The 26,312-nt window shown below is 63.2% G+C and carries 24 protein-coding genes; 15 read left to right on the top strand and 9 right to left on the bottom strand.

Annotation, left to right across the window (positions count from 1 at the left end; all coding sequences use genetic code 11):
* Positions 1–81: 81 nt before the first annotated feature.
* The 7 genes from GH657_RS16345 to GH657_RS16315 all read right to left on the bottom strand — a co-directional run bounded on the left by GH657_RS16345 (position 82) and on the right by GH657_RS16315 (position 9,504).
* Positions 82–2,652: an adenosylcobalamin-dependent ribonucleoside-diphosphate reductase gene (locus tag GH657_RS16345; RefSeq protein WP_153102086.1), complete on the bottom strand. Its 2,571-nt coding sequence runs from the start codon at positions 2,650–2,652 to the stop codon at positions 82–84.
* A 111-nt stretch (positions 2,653–2,763) separates the two neighbouring features.
* The gene (locus GH657_RS16340) at positions 2,764–3,495 is read right to left on the bottom strand and encodes a LytR/AlgR family response regulator transcription factor (protein ID WP_153102085.1); all 732 of its coding nucleotides are present in this window, start codon (positions 3,493–3,495) and stop codon (positions 2,764–2,766) included.
* Position 3,496: 1 nt separating this feature from the next.
* Positions 3,497–4,534, bottom strand: coding sequence for a sensor histidine kinase (locus tag GH657_RS16335; protein ID WP_174770011.1), 1,038 nt, complete (start codon positions 4,532–4,534; stop codon positions 3,497–3,499).
* 25 nt (positions 4,535–4,559) lie between these two features.
* Entirely contained in the window at positions 4,560–5,921 is a 1,362-nt protein-coding gene (locus GH657_RS16330) for a hypothetical protein (protein WP_246174201.1), read from the bottom strand.
* 193 nt (positions 5,922–6,114) lie between these two features.
* On the bottom strand, positions 6,115–7,089 hold the full coding sequence (locus tag GH657_RS16325; RefSeq protein WP_246174200.1) for an outer membrane lipoprotein-sorting protein: 975 nt from the start codon (positions 7,087–7,089) through the stop codon (positions 6,115–6,117).
* Between the two features lie 106 nt (positions 7,090–7,195).
* Entirely contained in the window at positions 7,196–8,707 is a 1,512-nt protein-coding gene (locus GH657_RS16320; RefSeq protein ID WP_153102083.1) for an ABC transporter permease, read from the bottom strand.
* The gene (locus tag GH657_RS16315) at positions 8,704–9,504 is read right to left on the bottom strand and encodes an ABC transporter ATP-binding protein (RefSeq protein ID WP_153102082.1); all 801 of its coding nucleotides are present in this window, start codon (positions 9,502–9,504) and stop codon (positions 8,704–8,706) included. Before GH657_RS16315 ends, GH657_RS16320 begins: the two co-directional genes overlap by 4 nt.
* Positions 9,505–10,081: 577 nt before the next feature.
* On the opposite strand from GH657_RS16315, the gene GH657_RS16310 reads away from it, so the two are divergent.
* The 12 genes from GH657_RS16310 (at position 10,082) to GH657_RS16260 (ending at position 20,912) form a co-directional block, all read left to right on the top strand.
* The gene (locus tag GH657_RS16310) at positions 10,082–10,582 is read left to right on the top strand and encodes a hypothetical protein (RefSeq protein ID WP_153102081.1); all 501 of its coding nucleotides are present in this window, start codon (positions 10,082–10,084) and stop codon (positions 10,580–10,582) included.
* 95 nt (positions 10,583–10,677) lie between these two features.
* The gene (locus tag GH657_RS18080) at positions 10,678–11,043 is read left to right on the top strand and encodes a hypothetical protein (RefSeq protein WP_174770010.1); all 366 of its coding nucleotides are present in this window, start codon (positions 10,678–10,680) and stop codon (positions 11,041–11,043) included.
* On the top strand, positions 11,043–11,474 hold the full coding sequence (locus tag GH657_RS18075; protein WP_174770009.1) for an ApeI family dehydratase: 432 nt from the start codon (positions 11,043–11,045) through the stop codon (positions 11,472–11,474). Before GH657_RS18080 ends, GH657_RS18075 begins: the two co-directional genes overlap by 1 nt.
* A complete protein-coding gene (locus GH657_RS16300; RefSeq protein ID WP_153102079.1) occupies positions 11,471–12,199 on the top strand; it encodes an SDR family NAD(P)-dependent oxidoreductase in 729 nt (242 codons plus the stop codon). Before GH657_RS18075 ends, GH657_RS16300 begins: the two co-directional genes overlap by 4 nt.
* 15 nt (positions 12,200–12,214) lie before the next feature.
* A complete protein-coding gene (locus GH657_RS16295) occupies positions 12,215–12,586 on the top strand; it encodes an acyl carrier protein (RefSeq protein WP_153102078.1) in 372 nt (123 codons plus the stop codon).
* A gap of 78 nt (positions 12,587–12,664) precedes the next feature.
* Positions 12,665–13,771, top strand: a complete 1,107-nt coding sequence (locus GH657_RS16290) for a beta-ketoacyl synthase N-terminal-like domain-containing protein (RefSeq protein ID WP_153102077.1) — start codon at positions 12,665–12,667, stop codon at positions 13,769–13,771.
* Positions 13,771–15,042: a beta-ketoacyl-[acyl-carrier-protein] synthase family protein gene (locus GH657_RS16285; RefSeq protein WP_153102076.1), complete on the top strand. Its 1,272-nt coding sequence runs from the start codon at positions 13,771–13,773 to the stop codon at positions 15,040–15,042. The genes GH657_RS16290 and GH657_RS16285 overlap by 1 nt, the downstream gene beginning before the upstream one ends.
* Positions 15,043–15,044: 2 nt before the next feature.
* Positions 15,045–16,619: an AMP-binding protein gene (locus GH657_RS16280; protein ID WP_153102075.1), complete on the top strand. Its 1,575-nt coding sequence runs from the start codon at positions 15,045–15,047 to the stop codon at positions 16,617–16,619.
* Positions 16,620–16,627: 8 nt separating this feature from the next.
* Complete coding sequence (locus GH657_RS16275) at positions 16,628–17,884, top strand: phenylacetate--CoA ligase family protein (protein WP_246174199.1); 1,257 nt, start codon at positions 16,628–16,630, stop codon at positions 17,882–17,884.
* A 118-nt stretch (positions 17,885–18,002) separates the two neighbouring features.
* Positions 18,003–19,337 (top strand): MATE family efflux transporter, encoded by a 1,335-nt coding sequence (locus GH657_RS16270; RefSeq protein ID WP_174770008.1) that lies wholly within the window; start codon positions 18,003–18,005, stop codon positions 19,335–19,337.
* A 62-nt stretch (positions 19,338–19,399) separates the two neighbouring features.
* On the top strand, positions 19,400–20,332 hold the full coding sequence (locus tag GH657_RS16265; protein ID WP_153102073.1) for a nicotianamine synthase family protein: 933 nt from the start codon (positions 19,400–19,402) through the stop codon (positions 20,330–20,332).
* Positions 20,313–20,912 (top strand): GNAT family N-acetyltransferase, encoded by a 600-nt coding sequence (locus GH657_RS16260; RefSeq protein ID WP_153102072.1) that lies wholly within the window; start codon positions 20,313–20,315, stop codon positions 20,910–20,912. Before GH657_RS16265 ends, GH657_RS16260 begins: the two co-directional genes overlap by 20 nt.
* A 25-nt stretch (positions 20,913–20,937) precedes the next feature.
* On the opposite strand, the gene GH657_RS16255 is transcribed toward GH657_RS16260, so the two are convergent.
* Together GH657_RS16255 and GH657_RS16250 are read right to left on the bottom strand one after the other, a co-directional pair.
* Positions 20,938–21,918, bottom strand: coding sequence for a GlxA family transcriptional regulator (locus GH657_RS16255; RefSeq protein ID WP_153102071.1), 981 nt, complete (start codon positions 21,916–21,918; stop codon positions 20,938–20,940).
* 75 nt (positions 21,919–21,993) lie between these two features.
* Positions 21,994–22,326 carry a hypothetical protein gene (locus GH657_RS16250; protein ID WP_153102070.1) on the bottom strand — a complete coding sequence of 111 codons (333 nt, stop codon included), beginning with the start codon at positions 22,324–22,326 and terminating at the stop codon, positions 21,994–21,996.
* Positions 22,327–22,541: 215 nt separating this feature from the next.
* Between GH657_RS16250 and GH657_RS16245 the strand changes: the two genes are divergently transcribed.
* The 3 genes from GH657_RS16245 to GH657_RS16235 all read left to right on the top strand — a co-directional run bounded on the left by GH657_RS16245 (position 22,542) and on the right by GH657_RS16235 (position 26,311).
* Positions 22,542–23,513 (top strand): dipeptidase, encoded by a 972-nt coding sequence (locus GH657_RS16245; protein WP_153102069.1) that lies wholly within the window; start codon positions 22,542–22,544, stop codon positions 23,511–23,513.
* A gap of 112 nt (positions 23,514–23,625) precedes the next feature.
* Positions 23,626–24,171, top strand: a complete 546-nt coding sequence (locus GH657_RS16240) for a DUF5943 domain-containing protein (protein ID WP_153102068.1) — start codon at positions 23,626–23,628, stop codon at positions 24,169–24,171.
* A 76-nt stretch (positions 24,172–24,247) separates the two neighbouring features.
* A complete protein-coding gene (locus GH657_RS16235) occupies positions 24,248–26,311 on the top strand; it encodes an NADH:flavin oxidoreductase (RefSeq protein WP_153102067.1) in 2,064 nt (687 codons plus the stop codon).
* Position 26,312: the final 1 nt, after the last annotated feature.

Raw genomic sequence — 26,312 nt, 5'->3', positions numbered from 1 at the left:
AGCGTGAGGCCAGGGGCCTGGCTCCTGACCTCTGACCCCTGGCCTCTGACCTGTTCAATCGCACTAACCGCATTAACCGCACTAACCACACGCCCCGGTTTCTCCGCAAGCCGTACAAAAATCACAGCCATCTTTACGAATGACCGCATGCGCGCCGCAGGTGTGACAGGGGCGGCCCGCCATCGCGTGGAGCGCGTAGGTGCCCGATAAAGCCTCATCGCCCGGTGGCTCGTCCCGCTGCACGTGTTCCGTGAGCGGCGCATCGGCTGGCACGGGCTCGTTCAGCACGCCGCGCGGCAAGCGCGAGAGCCGCCGCGACGGCACCTGGTTGCCTTCTTCATCGAGAAACCCCCGGCGGTGCAAGATCTGCTGGATCGCATAAGCCAGCGCCGCGACCTCCGAATCGTGCCAGCGCGGTGCGCGTTGTCCGTCCAGCCGGCGTACCTCACCGAGGCGCACCGGGCCGCGATCCCACGAAACCTTGCGCAAGTCCTGCAGATTGCGTGCGACAAAGCCGCCGCGCGCCGCTAGCGACAGTGAGCGCATCGTCGCCGTGATCCATTGCTGCGATTCGTCACGCTGTCCCACCGGGATAAAAAACTCGATAGGGCGCGCAATGGTCATCTCTTCGCTGCCAATGCGCCCCGTTACCTCCATGAACGACACCGCGACATACAACGATTTTTTCCCCGCCTGGGTCAGGTATTCGACTTTCTCGATGATCGCGGGCAACTCGCCGCGCGGCCGGTGATCGATGGCGATTCGCAGTGGATCGAGATTCGCTAGTGCCTGGGCATCGGCCTGCGCGTCATCCTGGGCCGTAGGCGTCACGCTCAGCACGGCGCCCAGCGTGGCATTCGGACGATAGGTGGCGAGCCCTTTCAGGCCGCTTTTCCAGGCATCGAAATACAAGCTCTCGAAGGCGTCGAAGGGATAATCCGCCGCGACGTTGACGGTCTTCGAGATCGACGTGTCGATATAGGGTTGCACGGCCGCCATCATGTGCAGATGGTCGTGTGCGGACATCTCCAGCGCGCTGACGAAATACGGCGGCAAGGCCGTGACATCCCCGCCCAGCTCACGATAGAGGCGGTATGCGTAATCTTCGACGGCGAAGGATTCGCGGCTGCCATCGGCCATTACTTTCATGCGTGTGTAGGTCCAGGAGAAGGCGGGCTCGATGCCGTTCGAGGCGTTGTCGGCGAACGCCAGGCTCACGGTGCCGGTCGGCGCGACCGACAGCAGATGGCTATGGCGGATGCCGTGACAGCGGATGGCCTGCTGCAAGTCGTCCGGCAGGCGCGAGGCGAAGGTGCCCGGCTCCAGATAGCGTTCGGCATCGAATAGCGGGAAGGCGCCGCGTTCTTGCGCGAGTTCGACCGAGGCGCGATAAGCCGCATCGCGCATGCAACGCGCGATGCGCACCGCGAACGCGCGCCCGTCCTCGGTGTCGTAGCGCAAGCCAAGCATCACCAGGGTGTCGCCCAGCCCCGTGAAGCCCACGCCGATGCGCCGTTTCGCCTGCGCTTCGGCCTGCTGCGCGGGCAGCGGCCAGAGCGTCACGTCCAGCACATTGTCGAGAAAGCGCACCTGGGTGGCGGTGCGCGCCGCCAGCGCGTCCCAGTCGAAGCCCGGCTTGCCGCCGTGGCGTTGCGCGAAGGGATCCAGCACGAAGCGCGTCAGGTTCAGCGGCCCGAGGTTGCAGCAGCCATACGCGGGCAGCGGCTGCTCGCCGCAGGGGTTGGTGGCGCGAATGGTTTCGAGCGCACGCAGGTTGTTGTCTTCGTTCATGCGCGAGATGAAGACGACGCCAGGCTCCGCGATCTCGTAGGTGGAACGCATGATGCGCTCCCAGAGCATACGTGCCGCGGGCTCCGCATAAATCCACTTGCCGTCGTCACGCTGGCGCATGCCACTGGCCGCGAGCAGGGCCGGTGAGGGCGCGGCGCGATGTACCAGAGGCCAAACCTCATCGGCTTCGACCGCGCGCATGAAGGCGTCGCTCACCGCGACCGAGATATTGAAATTGTTCCAGCGTCCCTTCAGATGCTTGGCTTCGATGAATTCGAGCAGGTCCGGATGATCGCAGTCGAGCACCGCCATTTGCGCGCCGCGCCGTGAGCCCGCGCTTTCGACGGTACGGCACGAGGCGTCGAACACATCGATATAGCTGCACGGGCCCGAGGCGGCGGAGTGCGTCGTATGCACGCGGGCCCCCTTGGGCCGGATCGCGGAGAAGTTATAACCGACGCCGCCGCCCCGGCGCATGGTCTCGGCGGCTTCGAGCAGCGCGACATAGATACCGGGCAGCCCGTCGTCGTCCGTGCCCTGGATGCTGTCGCCGACCGGCTGCACGAAGCAGTTGATCAGCGTGGCGGCAATGCCGGTGCCCGCCGCGCTCATGATGCGGCCCGCGCCCAGCGCGCCATGGCGCAGGTTATCGGCGAAGCGCGCGGCCGTGGCCGCGCGCAACTCAGGGGACTCGGCTTGCGCGACCCCTTGGGCCACGCGGAGATAAATATCGTCGGCGGTTTGCTCGACGCCCTTGGCGTATTTTTCGAGCATGACGTCGAGCGAGAACGGTTGCGCGCTCATCGCGGGAGGGGCGGATGCAGTGCGTCCGGAGTGCCTGGAATGATCGGTGTCAGCCATGATTGCCTCGGGTTGCCTCAGGTTTGCGTGACGGGTTTGCGTGACGGCGCCATGTCAATGGGACACGGCCAAAGCCCTAGCTTGACACAGGCGGCCCACTGGCCTCGTGCTTCACATCTGGCGAAACAGGCTGACATAGCCCCGGCTGACCGGCAGCGTTTCGCTGCGCTCGCGCAAATGAATGCGCGAGCGGCCCAGCAGATCACGCTCCACCCGGTCGATCTGCGCCAGCGCCACGATCACGCTGCGATGCACCTGCACGAAATGTGCGGCATCTAGCCGCGGCAGCAGTTCCTTGAGCGGCGTGCGGATCACATGGCGATGCCCGGCGGTTACGACTTCGGTGTATTTGTCGGTGGCCTGGAAGTAGATCACGTCGTCGATCGCCACGAGCCGTGTGGCATCGCGGTAGCCGACGGCGAGCCAGCGGATCGGCGCTTCCTCGCGTGGCGCACTGGCCGCGGCGGCTTCGCGGCTGTCGGCCGGCATGCGGCCGCCGCGTTGCAGCCGGGTGATGCATTTGAGCAGCCGCTCATCGGTCAGCGGCTTCATCAGGTAATCGATGGCCGAGGTATCGAAGGCGCGGGCGGCGTATTCGTCGTAGGCCGTGACGAAGACGATCTGCATGTGCGGCACCGAACGCGCGATCTGCAAGCCATCCAGCCCCGGCATGCGGATATCGAGGAAGGCGAAATCCGGTTGCTGCGCGTTGAGCTCGGCGAGCGCGTCGATGCCGTTGCGTGGCATCGAGATGATCTGCAGTTCGGGCCAGAATTGCGTCAGGCGCGAGGCGAGTTCGATGGCGAGATTGGGTTCGTCGTCGGCGATCAGGGCGGTGGGCATGTCATTGCAGCGGAATCAGAAGTTGCGCGGTGACACCGCGCATCGGGTTGGACTCTATAGAAAGATAGGCCGCGCCGCCATAGAGCGTCGCCAGCCGGGCGCGCACATTCGATAACCCGACGCCGCCATACAGCTTGCTGGCGCGGCTCAAGCCGACGCCAGAATCCACCACGCGCAGCCGCAGCATGCCGGCTTCGCGTTCGATATCGACGTGGATTTCGCCACCATCGATGGAGGGCTCGACGCCATGAATCAGCGCGTTTTCGACCAGCGGCTGTAGCAGCAGCGGCGGCAGCGGTAACTGACGCAACTCAGGGGGCAGCGTGATGGTGTAGCGCAGCCGGTTGCCCAGCCGCATGATCGCAATCGACAGCAACGCGTCGATCAGTTCCAGCTCTTCTTCTAGCGATGACACCGGTTTGCGTGTGCGCCCGAGGCTGGCGCGCAAATAACGGTTGAGGTTGTCCAGCATGGCCGAAGCCGCAGGCGGATCGCGTTCGATCAGGCTGCGCACGTTGGCGAGGGTGTTGAACAGAAAGTGCGGTTCGATCTGTGCTTGCAGCAAGGCGAGACGTGCGGCGGTTTCGGACTGGCGTAGCTCGGCGGCTTCGCGGCGCTGTTTTTCGAGTGCGGCGCGGACCTTGAGCGACTGGACGAAGACCGAGGCGAAGGCGCAGGCGATGCCGACGATCAGGAACGTCGGGACAAACGAGGCCCAGCGCGTGAGCTTGAAATGCGATAGCAGGGGCGGCTCGTGGCCGCCCAGCAACGCGGCAACCTGAACGCCGGTGACCACGGCGAGTGGCGCGACGATCAGCACGCGCACCGGCAGCGCTAGCCGCACTCGCGTGAACATGCCGAAGAGCGTGCTCAGCAGCCAGGCGCTAAAGCCGATGGCGTTGGCGACGATCAAATAGGAAAAGAGCGGCGCCTCGCGTCCGCTGAGCCAGAAGCACAAGCCGATCAGGCAGTTCAGCAAAAACACGCGCGTGAGCAGTTGCGGTTCGTTATCGCGGCGCGGGTTGCTGGGTAAGGACATGAATAGGGGCTTTTTCTGCATGAGGCTAGAAGTAGACCAGAAAGAGGGCCTGCACGATCTGCTTTTGCGCCGCTGCGCCATACGCGCTGTGCGAGGCACCATAGCTGGCTTGCCATTGCAGTGCGACTTCGGTGCGCGGCCAATGGTAGCGCGTCTCGAACCAGGTGAAATAGCTATGTTCGATCAGGCTGTAGCGCGCCATCGCAAGCAGCCCGAGGTGCCGCAGCCCGATATCGTTCCAGCTTGCATAAAGAAACAGTGACTGGCGTGTGGGCAGCTCCTGGGCCGTGGCGGCCGCCTGGCGGTAAGCGGCCAGGGCGACAGGCGCTTGCGTGAGTTGCTGCCAGGTCGAGCGGTCCGCCGCCGCGCCATCGTAGTCGTATTCGAAAGTCACCGCGAGGTTGCTGTTCCAGGTGTGCGTGAGCCCGGTGGCGAGTTTCGAATACGTGTGCCGCACGTGGGCCGCCTCGTCAGGCAAACGGGCGAGCGGTGTGGCCCGGCCCAGCGCGTATTCGGCGAAGGCGACGCTGGCCTCGTCGAGCAAGCCGCTCAGATTCACACCGAACTGCGGCTCAAGGCCTGTGCCGCCATACAACAGGAATTCCGGCGCCAGGTTCGGCGTGAGCCGTTGCGTGGCGCTGAGCAGATAGCGCGTGAGCCCATTGGTCGCGGCGAAGTCGGGGTTGAAGATGCCGTTGCTGCCGCTGCCGCTGCCGTTGCTGTTGCCGCTTGCCGCCGGGGCCAGCGCGGGCGCGATCAAGGCGGTGAGTGCACCGCCCTCCCACACGCGCTGGCCGCGCAGCATGACCGTGCCCTGGCGGTTCTCGCGCAGGCTGGCCGGATCGATCGAGATCACCGAGCGCAGCGCATGAACCTTGAAAAAATCCGTGGGATTGAAACCTGTGGCGACACCTTCGCGCTGGTTGATGCGGCCTGCGTCGAGGCTCCAGAGCGTCGTCGGCTGCCAACTGATGTAGGCCTCGCGCAGTGTATTAAGCGCGCGGGTGGGGCCCCCGCCTGGGGTGCCGCGCGAGCTGCCGTCGAGCGTGCTGTCCGCGCGCCAGCCGCTATCGAGCTGATCCGCCAGCCGCACGCGCCAGCGGGTATTGAGGGCGTGGTCATAGGTGAGTGTCAGCGAGGCGCGCAAGGTGTCGTTGAGTGCGGCCGGGCGGCTCGGATGGGCGGCGTTGTAATGGGCGACGGCGGTTTCGAAGGCGATTTTCCAGTCACGCGCCGCCGTCGTGTCGGTCGGGGCGGCCGTGGGCTGGAGCGGCGGCTGGGCGAGGCGGTCAGCCAGATCGAGTGCGGCTTGATCGTCCGCGGCGAGAACCCGGCTCGACACGAGGCAACACAGCAGCGCGAGCGCGGCCAGCAGAAAAGACGGCATGAATAAAAACACGAAGCGAAGGAAAGTAGGCCTGTTGAACGGCGTGAGTCAGGCTGGAGGAGCCGGTTGGTGGTTGGTGGTTGGTGATGCCAGGTGATGCCGGGTGATGCCGGGTGATGCCGGGTGATGCCAGGTGATGCAGCGGGCGGTTTGGCGGGCGATGAGCTCAGGGCATCGGCGGGCCGTGCCGCGCTCAGCCGGGCTGGAAATGCGGCAGATACGCGCGCTGGAACCATTCGTCGGGGAGCGGGCGTGAAGCGTAGTGGCTGTAGCGCATCACGGTGACCCAGGCCGGATCGAGGCCATCAATGATGACGATTTCGCTTGGGCGCAGGGTGCCGAGCGCGAGTTGGAAATGGCGGTAATAAGCGGTTTTCAGCAGGTTGCCGCTTGCCGCGTAAAAGCGTGCCTTGATGGGCTGATGGCTCTGCGCATCGAGCCAGAGGTCGATCGCGTGATAGGTGACCTCCGGATCGCGGGCACGCAACGCGAGCTTGTCGCAGTGGCGCAATTGATGTTCGCCATCGGTGATGTTGTCGTCACCGGCGAGCGTGGCGTCGTAATCCAGCGCGAGATTCGTGCTGACGACGTCGCCATTCGCAGCCTGCCCCAAAAGGCGCTGGCGCGGCGAAATGCGCACGCTGGCCTGGCTGGCGGGATCGTAGAACCAGAGATCGTTGCCATTTTTCAGCAGCAGCTTGCCGTGATCGCGCGCGGGGGCATCGAACCGCACCAGGCTGCGAAACTGTCCATCGGCGGGGTTGACGCTCGAATACACCGCCAGGACATCGGTGGCGGTGGCAATACCGTTTCTGAATTCGAGCAGCGTCGTGACAAGGCTGAAAGGCTTGCCTGGATTGCGGCAGGCATCGCTCGCGGCAAGCAGTTGCTGGGCGGAAAGCGGCTGGGATGGCGTGGCGGGCTGCGCCAGTGGGTTCGTTGCCTGAGCCGGGATGGGGGCCGCCAGAAGGGCGGCGATGAGCGCGAAGGAAAGGGTGGCCGCCGCTAACGTGGCCAGGCGTGCCAGCGATTCCCGGAGCGTGATGCGTGTGGCGTGGTGAGGTGTGACGCGTTTTGCACGCATGGCATGCATTGCACCGCGCATGGCACGTATTGCGTCAGGCCCGCGCAGGGACGGCTGGCCGGGCGGGTGGAAGCGGTTCTTCATGGCGGCTCTCTTCTCAGGCTTTGGGGTTGCACGTGTGTGGTGCGTTCCATTCTTTTTTTGGCTCGTAGGCGAAACACAAGCGCTTGAATCAGACCTCAAGCGAAATTCAAGCGACATGCAAGGCCTGAACGATGTTCAGGCGCACTGCCCGTGCCGCGGGCCAGCACGATGACACCAGCGCCACGACGATCACGGCCAGACAGATGGGCGCGAGCATCGGGGTCTCGCCCCAGATGCGCAAGTTCAGCGCAACGGGTTGCAACTGCCCCGGCGGTGTCCAGTGCCAGCCTGCGCGATTCACCAGCGCCGCGACCAGCAGTGCCAGCAGCACGCCCAGCACCGCGCTGCACAGGCCTAGCAACAGGCCTTCGAACATGAACATGCGCAGCAGCGTGGCGCGCCGCATGCCGAGGGCGCGCAGCGTGCCGATTTCGACCGTGCGCTCAAGCACCGCCAGGTTCATCGTATTGCTCACCGTAAACAGCACGATCGTCGCAATCAGCAGGGCGATAAAACCGAAGACCGCGCGAAACATGCCGGTGATTTGCCCGTACTGCGGGTTCAGGGTTTTGAAGTCAAGCACATCGAGGGCTTCGTGCCCGAGCAAACTACGCATTCTTGCGCGCGCCAGCGCCATATCCGCCGTGTGATGCAACTGCACGATGATTGAAGTGACCTGAGGGCGCTCGTCGCCATACACCAGTTGTTGCGCGCGTTGCAGATGCATCTGCACAAACGTGTCGTCGAGTTCTTTCACGGCTTTTCGCTCCATGCGAATCACCTTCAGGTCGGCGACGTCCGGCGCGCCGTAGGCATTGGCAACCAGTAACTGGAGCCGTGCGCTGTCCGTGCTTTCCTGTGCGCGTTGGGACGCGTTGTGTTGCGCTTCAGCGGCGGCCAGCCAGGTGATATCGGCGGGCTGGATAACAGGCTGCGGGGGCTGCGCCACCGGCACGCCATGCGCCGTGCCCGGCATCGAGCCCTGCACCCGTTTTGCGCCATCGGCGGCTGCGGTGTCATCGACGCCATCGCCGCCATCGACGCCATCGACGGTCGCGGCGGCATGGACGGTGTTCACGCAACGCGGCAGGTTCGCCGCGCCGCATAAACGCAGCACGCGGGCCACACCGCTACCCGTGACGATGGCGTCGTCGGCGCTGCCGCTTAAGCCCAACTGCGCGGCGGGCTCGGAAAAGCGATAGTCGTTCCATAGCCGCAAGCGGTTTTGTTCAGCCACTTCCACGCCCAGCCCCGCGACGGTGCGCGACACCCCAGCGCGAAAATTCCCCGCGATGCCCTCCACGGCGAGCACTGGGGTCACGACACTGAGCAACGGTGCAAGGACCGGATCGGTACGCAAACGCCTCACGATGCTCAGGTAATCGCGTATGCCATATGCGAGCGGGTCGCCGCTGCCATACAGAAAGTAGCCGCGATGCTGAACCTGCAATTGCCCGCCGCTGCGCACGAAGCTGGTTTCGAGGCCGTAGTGGATGCCGCGCGCGTAACCGCCGAACAGCAGCAACGCGGCCACGCCAACGACCATCGTCATGAGCGCCGCGGCCATACGGCGCGGATTGCGGCACAGGTTGCGCCACGCCAGCGCGAGCACGTTCATGACAGTTGGGCCTCGTGTTGCGCGCGGGGGGCGGGATGGGCGGCGCGGCAGGCGGCGCTGAGGTCCGGCGCGATGATCGTGTCGGCAGGAACGGCAGGAACGGCAGGAACGGCAGGAGCGCTATCCGGCGCGACGATCTGGCCATCGCGGATACGGATGATGTCGTCCGCGCAGGACAGTACCTGCGGGTCGTGCGAGGAGAACACGAAGGTTGTCGCGTACTGCCGCTGCAAGCGCCGCATCAGGGCGAGGATTTCCAGGCCGGTGGCGCTGTCGAGATTAGCGGTGGGTTCATCGGCCAGCACCAGGGCGGGTTCGGCCACTAGCGCGCGAGCAATGGCGACACGCTGCCGTTGCCCGCCAGACAGCTCGCCTGGGCGGCGCGCGCGATGGGCGTCCAGCCCCACCGCATGCAGCAGTTCGCGCACGCGTGCGCGCCGGGCGGCACGGCGCCAGCCTAGCAGGGTGAGGGGATATTCGACATTCTCGTCAGCGCTGAGCACCGGAATCAAATTGAACGACTGAAAAATAAAGCCGAGATGGCGCGCCCGGAAATCCGCCAGCGCCGCATCGCGCAGCGTGTTGAGCGCGTATCCGGCGACGACGACTTCGCCCGCGTCGGGTGAATCGATACAGCCCAGCAGGTTGAGCACCGTGGTCTTGCCGCTACCCGATGGGCCGCTGAGTACCGTGAAGCGGTTGCTCGCAAGGCGAAGTGTGACGTCGCGTAACGCCGGGACGGCGGCGGGGCCGCTGCCATAGGTCCGGGTGACGCCGGTGAGCGTGGCTGCCAGCATGACGCTTGAAATTCCGGTGAATAAAGTGCGGCCACTATAGTCAGGCGTGCTTGCCGCACGCAGCTGATGCGATGAAATGCCGTAAACGCTGACCACGTGCAGCGCACGCCGATGAATGACGGGCTCGCCTGGCGCACGATGCGGGCCGGACGCGATGAAAGCCCGTGGTGGGCTCGTGAAAGCTGCCCCAGACAGAAAATAAACAGCAGATAGTCAGTAAAACGTTATCTAAAACGCATAACAGGTTCCAGGCTGATGCCGTTTCATCCGTGCTGAATGCATTTCATCCGCATCCAGTGCCGTTGGTCGCACCAATCGGTAGGGGCGGGAAGCGGAACCTAGAATCCGCCGCAGATCAAGTTCACCCGGCCCAGCCTGCCGCGGCAAAACGTTGTCCGTACTGGCTGGCAAGGCGTTAGACGTTACCCGTTATCCGGCCATGCGGTTGGGCACTGATTGGGCCCAGGGCGGTAGTCCGCCTGGCGCATGACGGCAGACGCAGCCCACCGTGGTGCCGCCGTTGTGCCATGTTTGAGACGCGGCCTGGCTTTCTGCTCATCCGACAAGGAGTTCTGCGATGTCGCACATCCCCCCTTATGGGGTCATTCTGTTTGGCGTGCTGCTGTATCTCGGCATCAAGCGCTGTTATGCGCGCAGTGTGCGGCCCGCGCAGTTATTTGTTCTGCCGCTGGCGATGGCCGTGTCCGGTGCGCTGAGCCTGCCGCACCTGTTCCCTGCGGCGGGCTGGCAGTCGGGCCTGGTATTGCTGCTTGCCTTGCTGGCGGGTTTGCTGGCCGGCTGGGCGCATGCGGCGCGCTGGACGCTGGCGATGGATGTGACCCGCAGCCGGGTGAGAATTCCTGGCGACCCGGCGTTGCTGGGGATGATCTTGCTGACCTTTGCGCTGGGATATGTCATCCACTATCAGGTCGAAGCCCACGGCGCCTGGGCGGCCAGCTCGCTGTTCGCGCCGTTTTCATTGGCTGCGTGGGGTGTGCTGGGTGGCATGGCGCTGGGTCGTGCGCTCAACGTGCTGATGCGCTACTGCAAAACCGATGCCGCGTTCCCGGGAAGCTGATGCGTGCTGTGCCAGACCGTCTGCTTGTTCCGCTGCTCAGGAGACTCCCCGTGATACGCACCACCGATGTAAACGTTCCATTTGGAACGGGATTCTTGAACGTCTGCGAAGTGACCCGCAGCGATCCGGCTTCTGGCCGTTTCAGTGGCCGTGTCGAACCGGGCGAGCGTCATGCCTACGCCCGGAGTGCGCCGCTCGTGCTGTTGTTCGAAGCCTTGCACCAGTTCGCGGTGAAGGCTGCGCGGCAAATGCACGGACATCCGGCGCTGCTGGTGCCGGCCCAGTTGCGCGATGTCTCCGTGCGGCTCGCGGAACCGCCTCTGCCTTCCCGTATCAGCGGCGAAGTCACCTGTTATGGCAGCGCGTACCGCGTGAGCATCGAGGTGTGCAACGAGGCGGACGAACTCATCGCCGAAGGCAAGGTTTTTGTCTCCGTGCTGATCGCGGGGGTGCAGTCGTGATGCCGGCTACTGCGCACGCGACACCGCTCGCGCTGGTTTCCGTCACGCCGGGCCTCGCGGTGCTCGGGACGATCAACGTCGCGGCCGAGGCGCCGCTCTTCACGGAACATTTCCCACAATTTCCGGTGCTACCGGGTTCGCTCGGAATAGCGTTGGGCCTGGAGTTGCTGTTCGAGCGGTTCAGGCTCACCGGCGAGCGCATGGCGCCCGATCTGACCTTGCATCGCATCGCCTTTCTTGCTCCGGTACGTCCGGGCGACCAGCTGACTGTGCTGCTGCATACCCAGCGCAGGCGCGACAACGAGATGCTGGCGCGGGTGGAATGGTTGCGCGAGGCCGAATGCGTGATCGACGGCGTGCTGGGCTGGCCTCTGTCCACCCCGGCTCCCGCGGCTACGCCAGACACGTCCCACGCGGCGCACGCAGCATGAACCCCGTGGCGGTGGTGAGTGGCGGCACGCGAGGCATTGGACGCGCGATTGTCGAAGCGCTCCTGGAACGCGGCTTCGATGTGTTCTTCACCTATCAGCACAGCACCGCGCTGGCGCAGCAGCTTGAAGCCCGGCACGGCACGCGGGTACGCGGCTTTCAGGTGGATAGCCACGACTGGCAGGCCGTGCGCGCCTTTGCCGAAGAAGTGAACGCGGCGCGCCAGGTCGAGGTGCTGGTGAATAACGCGGGCGTGAATGACGACCAGCTGTTTGTCAGCAGTGCGCTGGAACAGTACTGGCAGACCGTCCAGCTCAACCTGGGCTCGGTGATGGCGTTTAGCCACGTGTTTTGCCAGCCGATGATGCAACGCCGCCGTGGGCAGATCATCAATATTTCGTCGCTCGCCGCGACTAAACCCAAAGTGGGCAATGGCGCTTACGGCACGGCGAAAGCCGCGATCGAGCGTTTCACCCGAACCCTGGCGCTTGAAATGGCGCGCTTTAACGTGCGCGTCAATGCGGTGGCGCCGGGCTTTGTGCATTCGGACTTGCTGAGCCGTTTTCTGGCAACGCGGGACAGTACCGCGTTTTATCGCTCAATACCCTTGCGCCAGGTACTGGAGCCGGAAGCAGTCGCGCGCGTGGTGGCACTTTTCGCCAGCGGCGAGCTGGAAGCGACCGGTACGGTGATGGCGCTGGGCAATGGAGAAAATCTCAACGGCTGAACAGGAGCGCGCATTTTGAAACAGCAGATTAAAACCATCGTGGCGCAAATCCTGTATCTCGACGATAGCGCCGCGATTGCGGATCACGCTTCGCTTTTTCTGGATCTGAACATGAGCTCGATTGATTACGTCGACCTGTGTTTCGAGCTCAAGGAGAAGGTGTGTCCCGGCGTGAGTCTCGACAACCTCTGGCCGTTCAACCGGATGTTGCTGGAGCCGCGTTTTTACACCGATGCCGCATGGACTGCCGAAGGCTGGCAGGAGGTGTGTCGTGTGATGGGCTGGCAGGCCAGTGAGCTTGCACCGCTGGCGAATATGGATGCGCTGTACGCGCATTTTTGTGTGGACTACATCGCGCGGCGCATTGAGCAACTGGAGTGCGTCTGAGCTGAGTGCGCCTCGCTCAGCGGGCTGCCGCACCAAAGAATTCGAGCATTCCAGGACTACTGGATTACAGGAGCCGTGATGTCATACATCACCGGGGTGGGAATCGTGACCCGCGCGTTCCCTGATACCACGTCGTTGCGTGGCGTCGATTTTGCCAGCCGTGGCCCACTGCAGGCTGCGAGCGAAGTGAGCGAGTATTTCACGCGACACATGACGTTTCGTTGTGCCGCACGGGTCGCGCGCGAGGACCGCGCGCTGCTCAACGACACCAGCCGCCTGGCGCTCGATGCCACGGCCCAGGCGTTCGATTACGCCGAGGCGCGGGTGCCTTACAGCCCGGCTGACAAGGAAAGTTGCGCGCTGTATACCGGCATCGAAGGCGGCGATTACCGCGTGAGCGCGTTGTACCCGCATCTGCGGGCTCATGCCGGTGATGTCGCCGCGAGCCTTGCGGCCATGGGCGAGATTCGCCAGCATTTAAACCCGCTCGACATGCTGCGTTTGCTGAGTACCAATCCGCTGTATCACTTGTCGAAAGTGTTTGCCTTGCATGGCGAAGGGTTTCCACTGCGCCGCATGTCGCTCAGTGGGCTATGCGCGCTCGAAGCCGCGCATGCACAGCTCGATGCGGGGGCGTTGCAGCACGCCGTGGTGGCCGCCGTGGGCGATCTGACGACCCCGGAGAACCTCGGCGCTTTCATCAAGATGGGGCTCGTGCGCTTTGCGCCGCACCAGGATGGGGTGATTCCCGCCTATGGCGCGGCGACGCTGATGCTCGAACGTGCGCCCCCGGCGGGACGCACGCCCCTCGCCCAGGTGTTGACGGTGCTGTCGCGCTATGCGCCGCAGGTGCTGGTGTCGGAGGGCGACTGGCGCACGCTGTTTTTGCTGCTGGCCTCGCGCCAGTGCACACCGATCCAGCATGTGGTGCTGTACCACAACGGTGTCGGCACTCTGGAGCGCGCGGAACGCGAGGCCGTGCGCGCGGTCTGGCCGCATTGCACTCTTCATCGTTACAAGCCGCACGTCGGCTATACCGGCCAGGCGAACAACCTGATTGACCTTGTGCTGGCGCTCGCTGATCCGGCCATCGCCCCAGGCGAGACCGTGCTGGTGAATGGCGTTGGGCTTGGCACAGGGCTGGGCTCGATTGTGTTGCGCAAACTTGCAGGAGCAGTGTCTTGATGACTTCACCCGATGCCGTGGTGATTAGTGCGTTTGGCGCCGTGACGCCGCTGGGCGGCGATTACGGCAGCATTCACCAGGCATTGCGCCAGGGGCGTTCAGGCATTCGCGCCATCGAAAAATTCGATTGCAGTACGTTTATCACTCACCACGCGGGCGTGCCGGAAGAGGGCAACCTCTTGCTGCGCGGTTTTCAGGCGCGCAAGCTGCCCGCCGAGGTGCTGTATGCACGGCTGGCCGCGGAGCGATTGATGGCGCGTGCCGGGCACTTGTCGCGCGACTATGCGCCCGAGCGTCTCGGCTGCATCGTTGGGGTGGATGTGCCGGGAGCCGAAGCGCATAGCGCCCTTGAAATCGCCAGCCGGATCACGGGCGAAGCCACGCGCGAGGCGTTCATGCAGCAACTGCTGCGCGCATTTCGGATGGCTGATTTTTTTAATCTGGAACCGACTGCCGTGCTGAGCGAGATTCATCAGCACGTGCGCTTCGCGGGCTTTGCCACGACGCATGTCGGACTGTGTTCGGCCTCCCTGCAGGCGCTGGGGATGGGCTTGCAGGCCTTGCGCCAGCAGCGGCTGGATGCGGTGATCGTGGGTGGCGTGTCGGGCAAGGTGAATCCGCTCAACCTGGCGCGGCTGGAAGCGCTCGATGTGATCTCGACGGATATCCGGCTCTTGCCTCAACAGCGTTCGCGGCCCTTCGACCAGCGCCGCTCGGGCTTTGTCCTGGCGGAAGGCGGCGTATTGCTGCTGCTGGAGCGCGAGGCCGCGGTGCGGCGGCGTGGCGCGTTAGCGCTGGCGCGTGTCACCGGTTACGGCGCGAGTCTCGCGGCCGAACACATCGTGATGCCGCATCACGCCTCGCTCGAAATGACGCTAGCGATGCGCCGCGCACTGGCCGATGCGGGACGGCGCGCCGATGAAATCGACTATGTGAATGCGCATGGCACCTCGACGGTGCTTAACGATCGCCATGAGGCCGGGGCGATCCGCGAGGTGTTCGAGCGTCACCAGGCGGTGCCGGTGACGGCGAACAAGTCCTTGCATGGGCATCTGATGGCGACTGCGGGGGCGATGGAAGTGCTCAATACGCTGATCGCCTTGCGCGAAGGGTTTATTCCCGCAACGTGCAATCTCGACGCGCAGGATGCCAACTGCGCGGTGAACGTGGTGCGCACGACCCTGCCCTGCCGGGCCGCTCGCGTACTGAAGAATTCGTTTGGCATGGGCGGGCTGGCGGCCTCGGTCGTGCTCGAAGGGATGACGCAATGAGGATGAGTTTTGCCCAAACCTTGCTAGGCGATACGCACTGGCGCGTGATTCATCGCGGCTGGTCCGTCGGTGCGCCGGAGCTGCGCGCGTGCCTTGCCACCGTACAGGCCACGCTGGCCGGGCTGGCGCCGCAACTGGCGGCGGGACGTTGCCTGCTTGCCGTCGGCCAGGGGGGGCTGGATTACTTTTTCTTCTCGCTGGTGGCATCGGCGTTGCGCTGCCGCGTCGTGCTGTGCGATCCGAAGCTGCTGGGCCAGGCGCTGGCGTGTGAGCTCAATGCGGCCGCGATCATCACGACCCGGCCGCTCGCGGACAAGCCCTTGCCGGTGTTTGTGTTTGCCTGGCAGCAGGCGGCGCGCTGCGCTGCATCTGAGGTAACGGACAGCGAGGACGGGCCGGTTCGGCTGGCCCTGGAAGCCCCGGAAGCGCATCAAGCCCCGGAGGCCCCGAAAGACGAAAGGACGGCGGACAGCACGGCAGCGGCCTCGCGCCAGGGACAGCTTGTTTTCATGACGTCCGGTACGACGGGTACGCCGAAGCTCGTGCTATACGACGAAGCCCCGCTCTGGGCGAATGCGCGTCTAGTGGGGGACTATCTGGGGATTCGTCCTGGCGAGCGCGTGCTGTGCCTGTTCCCGGTGCATTACATGTATGGCTTTTCGACGGTGATGAGCGGCGTGCTGAGTGGCGCGGCGGTGCATCTCGAACGCGCCTCGCTGACAGCCCACGAAGTGCTGGCGTATATCGTGGGACGCGGGGTGCGCCGGGTGCGTTATGTGCCGCTGATTCGCAGCGTGATCGAGCGGCTGTGCGATCTGGTGGAAGGCACGCCGGGGATGAAGCTGGAACAGGTGGTCATTCTGAATGCCTCGGATCGTCTGTATGTGCAGCAGATGCAACGTCTGCTGGCACTCGGGGCCGAGGTCTGGAATAACTTTGGTCAGACTGAATCAGGCCCGCGCTTGTTCGCGCTCAAGCTCACGCCCCATGATTTGCCGCGTCTCGCGGCGCGGAGTTGCGATGGCGTGATCGCACCGGGCCGCCCGGTGGATCCGCGCATCGAGATCGAACTCCACGATCCCTATGGACGGCCCTGCGCGCCAGGGCAGGTCGGTGTGATGCATTACCGCACGCCGTATGCGATGGCCGGTTATGTGCGAGCGGATGGCGTGCTGGAGCCGCAAGCGCTGATTGATTCGGGTGATCTGATGTTTCGTGACACCAATGGTGTGCTGCACTGGGTCGGGCGTAAGGACGAAACGTTCAAGGCCAACGGCATGTTTATCAATCCGGGCTTGCTGCACCGGCATTTCGACCGGTTGCCGGGGATCGCCCAGAGTTACTTCATGACCGATCCGCATTCGTCGGCGCTGAGTGCGTTTATTGCGCCCGCGCCGCACGGCCTGATCGACGACGCCGAGTTACGGCGGCAGATCATCCATGAATATCGCCAGGCTTTTCCGCTGTATCCGCGTCTGGTCCATGTGTATATCGTCAGCGCGCTGCCGCTCACGCGGACCGGCAAGGTATGCCTCGCGCGTCTGCGGGCGTGGATGGCCGGGAAGGAAGCCGCATGATGCGCTCCATGACAAGCCTCATGCCGGCTTGCGCGGCAAGCGTGCCGACGACGCCTTTTATCGCCGCCTCGATCAATGAAGCGCTGCGGCATCACGCGGCTTACGCGCGGCAGTTGCCCATGGGGGTGAGCCACTACGACATGTTTTGCCGGCAGGTCGCCCGCGAAACGGGCGCTGACCTGCAACGCCGGGTCCGGCAACTGATGCAAGACGGTGATTTACGCGGTGCGACGCTGCATGCCAGCTCGGGTACGAGCGGCATGACAAAACTGTTGCTGCACGTGGCGGCCCGCTTGCCGGGTGACGCGAGCTATGGCCGCACGCTCAGCGCGGCGCTGGCCAGCACGATGCTGGCACCTGGCGACACCGTGTTGAACCTGTTTACGGCAGGGGGCTTGTCGCTGCTGTTCGACCACTGCAACCGGCTGCTTGAGGCACTGGGCGTGAATCTCTTGCCGGTGGGCCGCCTCGATACCTATGGCACGGATCTGAAAGCGCTGCTCGAATGGCTCGTGCTGGCGCGCCCGAACGTGCTGCTGGGGACGCCGACGAGCGTGCTGCATTGTCTGCAGGTGGCCCGCACGCATGGTGTTGCGCTGGATATCAGGAAGATCATTTTCAGCGGCGAGGCCTTCAGCCAGAGCCGTCGCGCGGCGGTTCTCCAGCACTGGCCGCAAGCACGGATCTTCGGCCTGTATGGCCAGACGGAAGCCGGTTTTATCGGCTACGCCACCCCTGAATGCGATGCTGCGCACTATCACGTGTTCGATGACTGGTTCTTCCTCGAAGCCCAGCATGGCCAGATGCTGGTGACCAGTTGGGCGAACGCCGCGTTGCCGCTCATGCGCTATGAAAGTGGTGACCGTGTGCGTTTGCTGGAGGGTGGCCACTGCCGCTGTGGCCGCACGGGGGTGCGGCTGACGTTGCACGGACGTCATGACACGCGCTTTAACTATGCGGGCAATCTGGTTCACGCCCAGGCCCTGGCGGAATGCATTCATGCGATCGTGGGCTGGCCGGTCGAATGCCAGTTTTTGCTGACCGCGCAAGCCGATGGCCGTGAGCGGTTGCGCATCGTGCTCGATCTCGATGCAAGCGAACTTGCCCCCCTGCGTTTTGCCGTGGAGCACGCCGTGAGTGCGATCGAGGCGATCCGTGAATGCCTCGACAAGGGAGCCGGTGTCATCGATGTCGCGGCGCGCACCGCCTTGCGTTACACACAACGGCAGAAAACTCCTTTACTGCTGGACCTGCGCAGGTCATGAACAGGCCATGAGCAGGCGAGAACCCTCACGCCCGCCCGGTCGCGCCGGGTGCCGGATTTTATGTCGTGCGCTGTGGCATTGGCCGTGGTTTGACGCCAGCCCACGAGTGGAGACCGGCGTGTGGGCGGAATTCAAAGGTGTCTGGCGGCTGCTCTATCCGATGATGATGGCATCGCTCGCCAGTTACAGCCTGGGCCTGCTCGATTACCACTGGATTCGCCATCTGGGCGCGACCGATCTGGCTTTGCTGGCGCTGGTCAATGGCAGCGTGACGGCTTTCATGTTCCTGTTGAGCAAGAGCTTTGAAGAATCGTTCGTGGCATTGTTTGCGCGCGCGCCGCTGCCGGAGCAAGGCCTGCTGCTTCAGCAGGCGCTGGGGTTCGCGGCTGGGGCGGGCGCCAGTGTGAGCGCGCTGCTGCTGTGGGCACAGACACCGTTGCTGCGCTTTCTCTCGGGCGGTGCGCTGGCGAGCCCGCATGCAGGCGTGTTTTACACCGTGGTGGTACTGGGTTTTCCGCTATTGCTGGTGAATACCGTGCTCTCGGCTGCAACACGTGTGTACGGTGACGCCCGAACCCCCGCGCGCATCAGCGTGGCCTGTGGGCTGCTGAATAACCTGCTGGACCCGCTGCTGATTTTTGGCGTGCTGAGCCATGCGCCTGCAGCGCAGATGCTCGGCCTGGCTGCGGCCTCATGGATCACACGTGTGCTGTATCTGCTGCTGAGCAGCGTGACCTTGCGCACGCATCTGCAACGCCATCAGGTGCGCTTGCCGCGCTGGCACTGGGTAGGGGCATGGCAGCAGCGCCTGCTGCGGCTATTCGTGCCGTCCGCGCTGCTCGAAACGTTGACGTTTGGCGCCAACCTGATGGTGTATGCAGCGATCTCGTCCTACGGCGTGCATGCGATGGGTGGCTATGGCGTGGGTTTCGAGCTGCTGACAATCGGTTTTATCCTGGTCAAGGGCTTGAGCGTGGTGTTCATGATCCGGCTCGGCAGCCGCATGCGGCAAGGGAGCGGCTTCGATGCGACGGTGCGCTCGGTGCTGGTGCTCGGCACCTTGTTCGTGATGGCGCTGAGCGCCGGGTTTTTTGCCCTGCGTGGGCTGGTGTTGCCTTTTCTGGTTTCCGACCCCGACGCCCAGGCGATTGCGCGCCAGCTACTGAATTACACACCGGTCTTTATTGCAAGCTATCTGCTGAGAAATCTCGTGGGCGGCTGCTGCCAGTTGCTTGAACGTCCCGCCTGGGCGCTTGGCCTGGGGCTTTTTTATAGCTGGGTCATCAACCTGGGCGCGGTGTATGCCGCGCTCTGGGCACGTCGCCCTGTGACGGACGTCTTCGCCGTGCTGGCACTGGCTGGGGCAATCCGGGTGGTGCTTTATCTCGGCGTCTTTCGCTGGCTGGTGCACCGGCTTGCGACACACGCTGGCCTGCCGCTGCGGCAGGCATGAGGTCGCCAGATACAGCAGCGCCAGATACAGCGCTTGATATCAGATTAACTACACCACCTGTTATGCCGCCATCCTCGCCATCTTCGCCATCTCCGTCATTAAGCGATGCACCCCATTCATCCGGGAGCAAACTGCTCACGCCGCCGCGCACACATATCGAGTTTGTCAAACAGCAGATTCACGGCTGGCTCGACGAATTGCTTGACGCGCCGCAAGGGCAGGATTTGAAGCAGTCGTTTGGCAAAATGCTGACGCTGCGCAACTACATCCTGTCACCAGTGCTCGATGCCAGCGAGATCGCGCGCTACCTGGACGATCCTGAAGTGCGGACCTATATGGCGCGCTACCAGGCACTCTGCGCGAGCAACGAAGTCCGTTTCGAGCGCCAGATGAGCACACTGCTGCGCCAGCAGAACGATAACGAGGCGCTGGTGCAGATCATTCGCGGCTATTACGCCGATATCTACCGGCTGCTGGCGCGCAGCGAAATCTTCCTGAGCGCGATGAACGCGGAATCGACCGTGGCGATGGTGGGATCAGGGGCGATGCCGTTGTCGCTGCTGTTTATGCAGCGCTATAGCGGCGCGCGGATGATTGGCATTGACTGCAGCGCAACATCGCTGGCGTGCGGCCGCGAATACATTGATTTTTTGACGGCCCAGCATCCGCAGCATTTCCAGCGCGCGGCGATCGCGCTGGAATGCGCCGATGGCGCGGCCTTCGATTACGGCATGTGCGACATCGTGGTGCTTTCGATCCATCTGCCGAACAAGCGCGCGGTGATCGAGCGCATCATCGCTACCGCACCGCGCGGGCGTCCGGTGGTGATCGTCGAGCGCCAGGTGCAGGGGTTGGGCCAGTATTTCTATCGCAACTATGGTTTCGATCCGGCCGGGTTGCCTTTGCTGCGCATGGACACGCTGTGCTCGTCGCTGCTGCAAAGCACCGCTTACCGCCTCATGCAGGAGGCGGCTGATGCAGGCCAACCCGTTTGAACTGACGGTATGCGAGGCCGCGCGTTTTGCGGAGTGGGAGACGCGTTTTATGGCGCTTTATCTGGCGGCCTTCACGAGCGGCGATTACAGCGGCCATTACCTCGATGAAGAAGCGGAGCGCGGCTGGCTGCGCGGATTATTTGCACAGCATCGGGCGCATTGTTATGTGCTGCACGAGGGTGCGACGCTCGTGGCATTCTTGCTGAGGGCGGATGCCCGCTATGACAGCAAGCTGCCGCTGGTTTTGCGGCAGCAGTTGCAGGGCCAGCCAGCCTGGGCGATTGCGGAACTGGCCGTGGCCCCGGCATATCGGCGGCGTGGTCTGGCAACGCGGCTCATCGCGCGTTGCATGGCGGACTGTGAGGTTGAGGCAGAAGGGGCGGGCCCAGACGCAAAAACACCGCGCCCGCAACTGATCGTCCGCACCCAGGCGAATGCGCTAGCGGCGCGGCGTTTGTATGAGCGGCATGGGTTCACGTGGTGGGGCGCGGTGCAGGTTCAGACGCCTGTACGGGAAGCGCCTGGGTTGCGCTGGCGTCAGGTTGAAAAGCATTACTACCGCTGGCTTGCGCCGGTGTGAGCGCCGGCATGACCCATCGTGGCGCTCACACTTGCGCTTCAAGCGGCGCGGCCTGACGCCGCTCGCGCGTTGGCGCGGCGCCAAACGCATCGCGGTAGCTCTTGCTGAAATGGCAGGCGGACTGAAACCCGCACGCCATGGTGATATGCATGATCGACATGTTGGTTTGCAGCAGCAACTCGCGTGAGCGGCGCAGCCGCAGCGTGAGGTAGTAATGCGTGGGCGTCATGCCCAGATGTTCGCGGAAAAGCCGCTGTAGCTGACGCTGCGACATCCCCGCCAGGCGAGCTAGCTCTTCGCGTGAAAGCGGCTCTTCAATGTTGCTCTCCATCAGCGCGATGACTTCGAACAGCGACTTGTTCGCCGAGCCGAGCCGCGCGATCAGCGGCATGCGTTGTTGCGCGCTGGCTTCCCGGACATGTTCGATGATGAACTGCCCGGCGATCTGCGCGATGCGTGCGCTGCCGACGCGCGCGCTGATCAGATTGAGCATCATGTCGAGCGGGGCCACGCCGCCGGTACAGGTCACGCGATCGCGGTCGATGACAAACAGCTCTTTGAGGAAACGCGTCTGCGGAAATTCTTCCTTGAGTGCCGAGAGGTTTTCCCAGTGAATCGCGCAGGCATACCCCGAGAGCAAACCGGCGCGGGCGAGTGCATAGGTGCCGGTACACAGGCTGCCTAGCACCGTGCCACTGCGGGAAAAACGCCGCAGCGTGGACAGGTGTTGTGCGCTGGTTTCGCGCCGCACGTTGGTGCCGCCGCAGACAAACACAATATCGGCGGAGACCACCTCATCGGCATGGCGGGTTTCAACGCTCAAGCCATTGCTGGCGTGGACCGGCCCGCCTTCCGGGCTGACCAGGGTCCAGCGATACAAGGTTTCTCCACCCAGATGATTGGCCATCCGTAGCACTTCAATCGCGTTGCTGAACGCGATCAGTGTGAAATTGGGCAGGGGCATGAAAACGAAATGAGACAGTGACGCGAGGCGGTCCGGCGACATGAGGCGAAACTTCCTTTGAAGCATGGTGGGGCGAACCGCTAGTGTTTTGCGGCGAGGTTCATTCTCGGTTTAAGTTCAAGTTTCATGCCATACGGCGAAACCCTGAATTTTATGGGTTTTCCTGATGAATTTTATTGCCGCGCATGAACGTGGGTTATTTGCTGAGGTGAATATAGGATCTGCATCAAACGCCCATCTTTTGAGGAAGCTTCCGCCTTGCATTGCAACAACACGAAAAATACCGCGAAAGTAAAGCGAATACCGCGAATGCCGTGCACGGCGTGCGCTGAAAGCCTGTCGCGCAGGCGTGGCGTAAAAAGCCAGGAATGCGTCTGAATTCATCAATTTGCGCCCCAGGCGAAAGACAAGAATAGAGCCGTCTCCCAGCCATATCCAGGCTGTTTTCAAGTTATTTCCAAGCTGTTTTCAAGCTATTTCCAGGCGGTTTTCAAGCAGTTTCCATGCGGTTTTCAGGCATTTTTGCCGCAAGACCTTTGCGCCCTGCGAGCGCTTTTTTACTGCGTTGGTGCTTTCCCGCTTTCCCGGCGCTTTCCCGGTATCGGCACCTGGACCCGACGGTTAGAACCCACAAGCCCCCTACGCAAGCAAGACGGAGCATTGCCATGAGTACCCTGCATCAGGACAGCATCATCATCGACGGGCTGAATATTTCGAAGTTCGAACGCACCGTCTTTGAAGACATGCGCACTGGTGGCATTACGGCGGCCAATTGCACGGTCTCGGTTTGGGAGAGCTTTGCCAGGACCGTGGACAACATCGCGCAAATGAAGCAGCAAATCCGCGCCAACAGCGAGCATCTGATACTCGTGCGCAGCACGGCCGACATCCTGCGTGCCAAGCAGGAAAACCGCACGGGCGTGATTCTCGGTTTTCAGAATGCGCAGGCCTTTGAAGACAATCTCGGCTATATCGAGGCATTTGCCGATATGGGCGTGCGCGTGGTTCAGCTTTGCTACAACACACAGAACCTGGTGGGCACGGGGTGCTATGAACGCGATGGCGGGTTGTCTGATTTTGGCCGCGAAGTCATTACCGAAATGAACCGCGTTGGAATCATGGTCGATCTGTCGCATGTGGGAGGCATGACTTCATCCGAGGCGATTGCGTGGTCGAAAAAGCCCGTGTGCTATTCGCATTGCCTGCCGTCGGGGCTGAAAGACCATCCGCGCAACAAGTCGGATGAGCAACTGCGCGAGATCGCCGATGCGGGCGGTTTCGTGGGCGTCACGATGTTCGCGCCGTTTCTCCGGCGCGGCAGCGAGGCGACCATCGACGACTACATCGAAGCGATTGCGTACATGGTGAACCTGATTGGCGAGGACGCCGTTGGCATCGGCACCGATTTCACCCAGGGCTATAGCACCGATTTCTTCGACTGGCTCACGCATGACAAAGGGCGTTATCGCCGTCTGACTGATTTTGGCCGGGTAGTCAATCCGCTTGGCATTCGCACGATTGCGGAGTTTCCCAACCTCACGCACGCGATGCAGCGTGCAGGCTGGCCTGAGTCACGCATTCGCAAGATCATGGGCGAGAACTGGGTGCGTGTGTTCCGCGAGGTTTGGGGTGCCTGAATAATTCCTGTCTTGTTGCGACGTTGAGAGAATGAGTGCGTGCTCTGAAGGTACCAGCAAGGTGCCAGCAAGGTACCGATAAAGCACAGATAAAAACCGCGAGACAAAGCCCATGCATCCCCAACTCCCCATCGACGTCGATCCTGATACCGGCGTCTGGACCACCGACGCACTGCCGATGCTGTATGTGCCCCGGCATTTTTTCACCAATAACCATGTTGCTGTCGAAGACGCGCTGGGCCGCGATACCTACGCCGAGATCCTGTACCGGGCGGGCTACAAGTCGGCCTGGTACTGGTGCGACAAGGAAGCCAAACAGCAGGCTTTAAGCGGCATGGCGGTGTTCGAACATTATCTGCGGCGTTTGTCGCAACGTGGCTGGGGACAGTTCTCGCTGATCGAAGCGGAGTCCACGCAGGCGCGGGCGCGCATCGGGTTGCGTCATTCGTCGTTCGTGCTGGCGCAGCCCGACAAGGAAGGCCAGCTTTGCTACATGTTCGCGGGCTGGTTCGCCGGTGCGATGGACTGGGTGAACGACACCCGCCCGCGCCGGGACGCGTGTCCTGACGTACCGCCCCGGGCCATTGCGCGCGAAGTGCGGTGCGCGGCCGAAGGCCACGATCATTGCGTGTTTGAAGTTTCACCGCTGACGTTGTGAGCTTGCCGTTGCCGTTGCCGTTGCTGGAAGCCGAAAAAATACCTCGTCCCACCGATCCTTGCCCAAGGTCGCCGCAATGCGCTATCCGAATCTCTTCAAACCGCTGACGCTCAATCACTTGACGCTGCGCAACCGGATCGTCAGTACCGCTCATGCCGAGGTTTACGCCGAGCCGGGAGGGATGCCCGGCGAGCGCTATATCCGCTACTACGAGGAAAAAGCCAAAGGAGGAGTCGGCCTTGCTGTGTGTGGCGGTTCAAGCCCGGTTTCGCTCGATAGCCCGCAAGGCTGGTGGAAATCGGTCAATCTCGCCGTCGATCAGGTTGTCGAGCCATTGGCTCGCCTGACGGAGGCGATGCATCGCCACGGCGCGAAGATCATGATCCAGGCCACGCATATGGGACGCCGCTCGGCTTTTCATGGCGAACACTGGCCCCACCTGGTATCGCCTTCTGGTGTGCGCGAGCCGGTTCATCGGGGCAACGCCAAGATCATCGAGGTCGAGGAGATGCGCCGCATCATCGGCGATTTCGCGGCGGCGGCCCGGCGCGTGCAGCAAGCCGGCATGGATGGCATCGAAATCTCCGCGGCACACCAGCATCTGATCGACCAGTTCTGGAGCCCGCGCACCAACTTCCGCAACGACGAATGGGGTGGCAGCCTGAGCAACCGCCTGCGCTTTGGCATCGAAGTGCTGCAAGCGGTGCGCGAGGCGGTTGGGGCAAATTTTTGCGTGGGCCTGCGCATGTGTGGCGACGAGTTCCATGAGGACGGTCTTGATCATGGGCAACTCAAGGAAATCGCTCAGGCCATGGCCGAAACCGGCTTGATTGATTACCTCGGGGTGATCGGCTCGGGGGCGGATACGCACAATACGCTGGCCAACTGCATGCCGCCGATGGCGCTGCCGCCTGAGCCGTTCGTGCATCTGGCGGCGGGAATCAAGGCGGTGGTGACGCTGCCGGTGATGCACGCGCAGAGCATCCGTGACGCAGGGCAGGCCGAACGTTTGCTCGCCACGGGCATGGTCGACCTGGTTGGCATGACACGCGCGCAGATTGCCGACCCGCATATGGTGCTCAAGATCCGCGAAGACCGCGAAGACGAGATCAGGCAATGCGTCGGCGCGAACTATTGCATCGATCGCCAGTACAACGGGCTCGATGTGCTCTGCGTGCAGAACGCCGCGACCTCGCGTGAGGCGACGATGCCGCACGTCATCGGCAAATCGCGTGGTCCGAAGCGCCGCATCGTCGTGGTCGGCGCAGGGCCGGCAGGGCTTGAAGCGGCGCGCGTGGCGCGCTTGCGCGGCCATGAGGTGGTGCTGTTCGAGCAAGCCGATACGGTGGGCGGGCAAATTACGCTAGCAGCCAAAGCGCCGCAGCGCGAGCAGATGGCGGGCATCGTGCGCTGGTTCGACATGGAAACGAAACGTCTCGGCGTAGTACGGCGTCTGGGGATCAAAGCGGATGCGGCGCAGATTCTCGCGCAGCAGCCCGACATCGTGGTGTTGGCCACGGGTGGCTCCAGTTACACCCAGCAAGTCAGTGCCTGGGGCGTGCAGGAGGGCCTCGCCGTGAGTTCATGGGAGGTGCTCGCAGGCCGCGTTGCCCTGCGTCCGCATGTGCTGGTGTACGACGGCGTCAGCACGCATGCGGGCGCGGGCGTAGCTGATTTCATCGCTAGCCGTGGCTCGGATGTCGAGATCGTCACGCCCGATGTAAAGATTGCCGATGACGTGGGCGGCACAACGTTCCCGATCTTCTATCGCCGCCTGTATGCGCTGGGCGTGATCCATACGCCGAATTACTGGCTCGAGCGTGTCTATGCCGAGGACGACAAGAAGATCGCCGTGCTGCGCAACGAATACACCGACGAGCAGGAAGAACGCGCTGTCGACCAGATCGTGATCGAAAACGGCAGTATCCCGAACGATGCGCTCTATTGGGCACTCAAGCCCGAATCGCTCAACCGTGGCCAGACCGACGTGCAGGCGCTTTTCGCCGCGCAGCCGCAACCCTGTCTGACGCAAACGCTGGGCGCGGGGCGTTTTCTGCTGTTTCGCGTGGGCGACTGCATTTCGATGCACAACATCCACGGGGCGATTTACGACGCGCTGCGTCTTTGCAAGGATTTTTAGT

It is taken from the genome of Paraburkholderia hayleyella (assembly GCF_009455685.1).
Classification (GTDB): domain Bacteria; phylum Pseudomonadota; class Gammaproteobacteria; order Burkholderiales; family Burkholderiaceae; genus Paraburkholderia; species Paraburkholderia hayleyella.
This window is presented reverse-complemented; position numbering and strand designations above follow the sequence as displayed.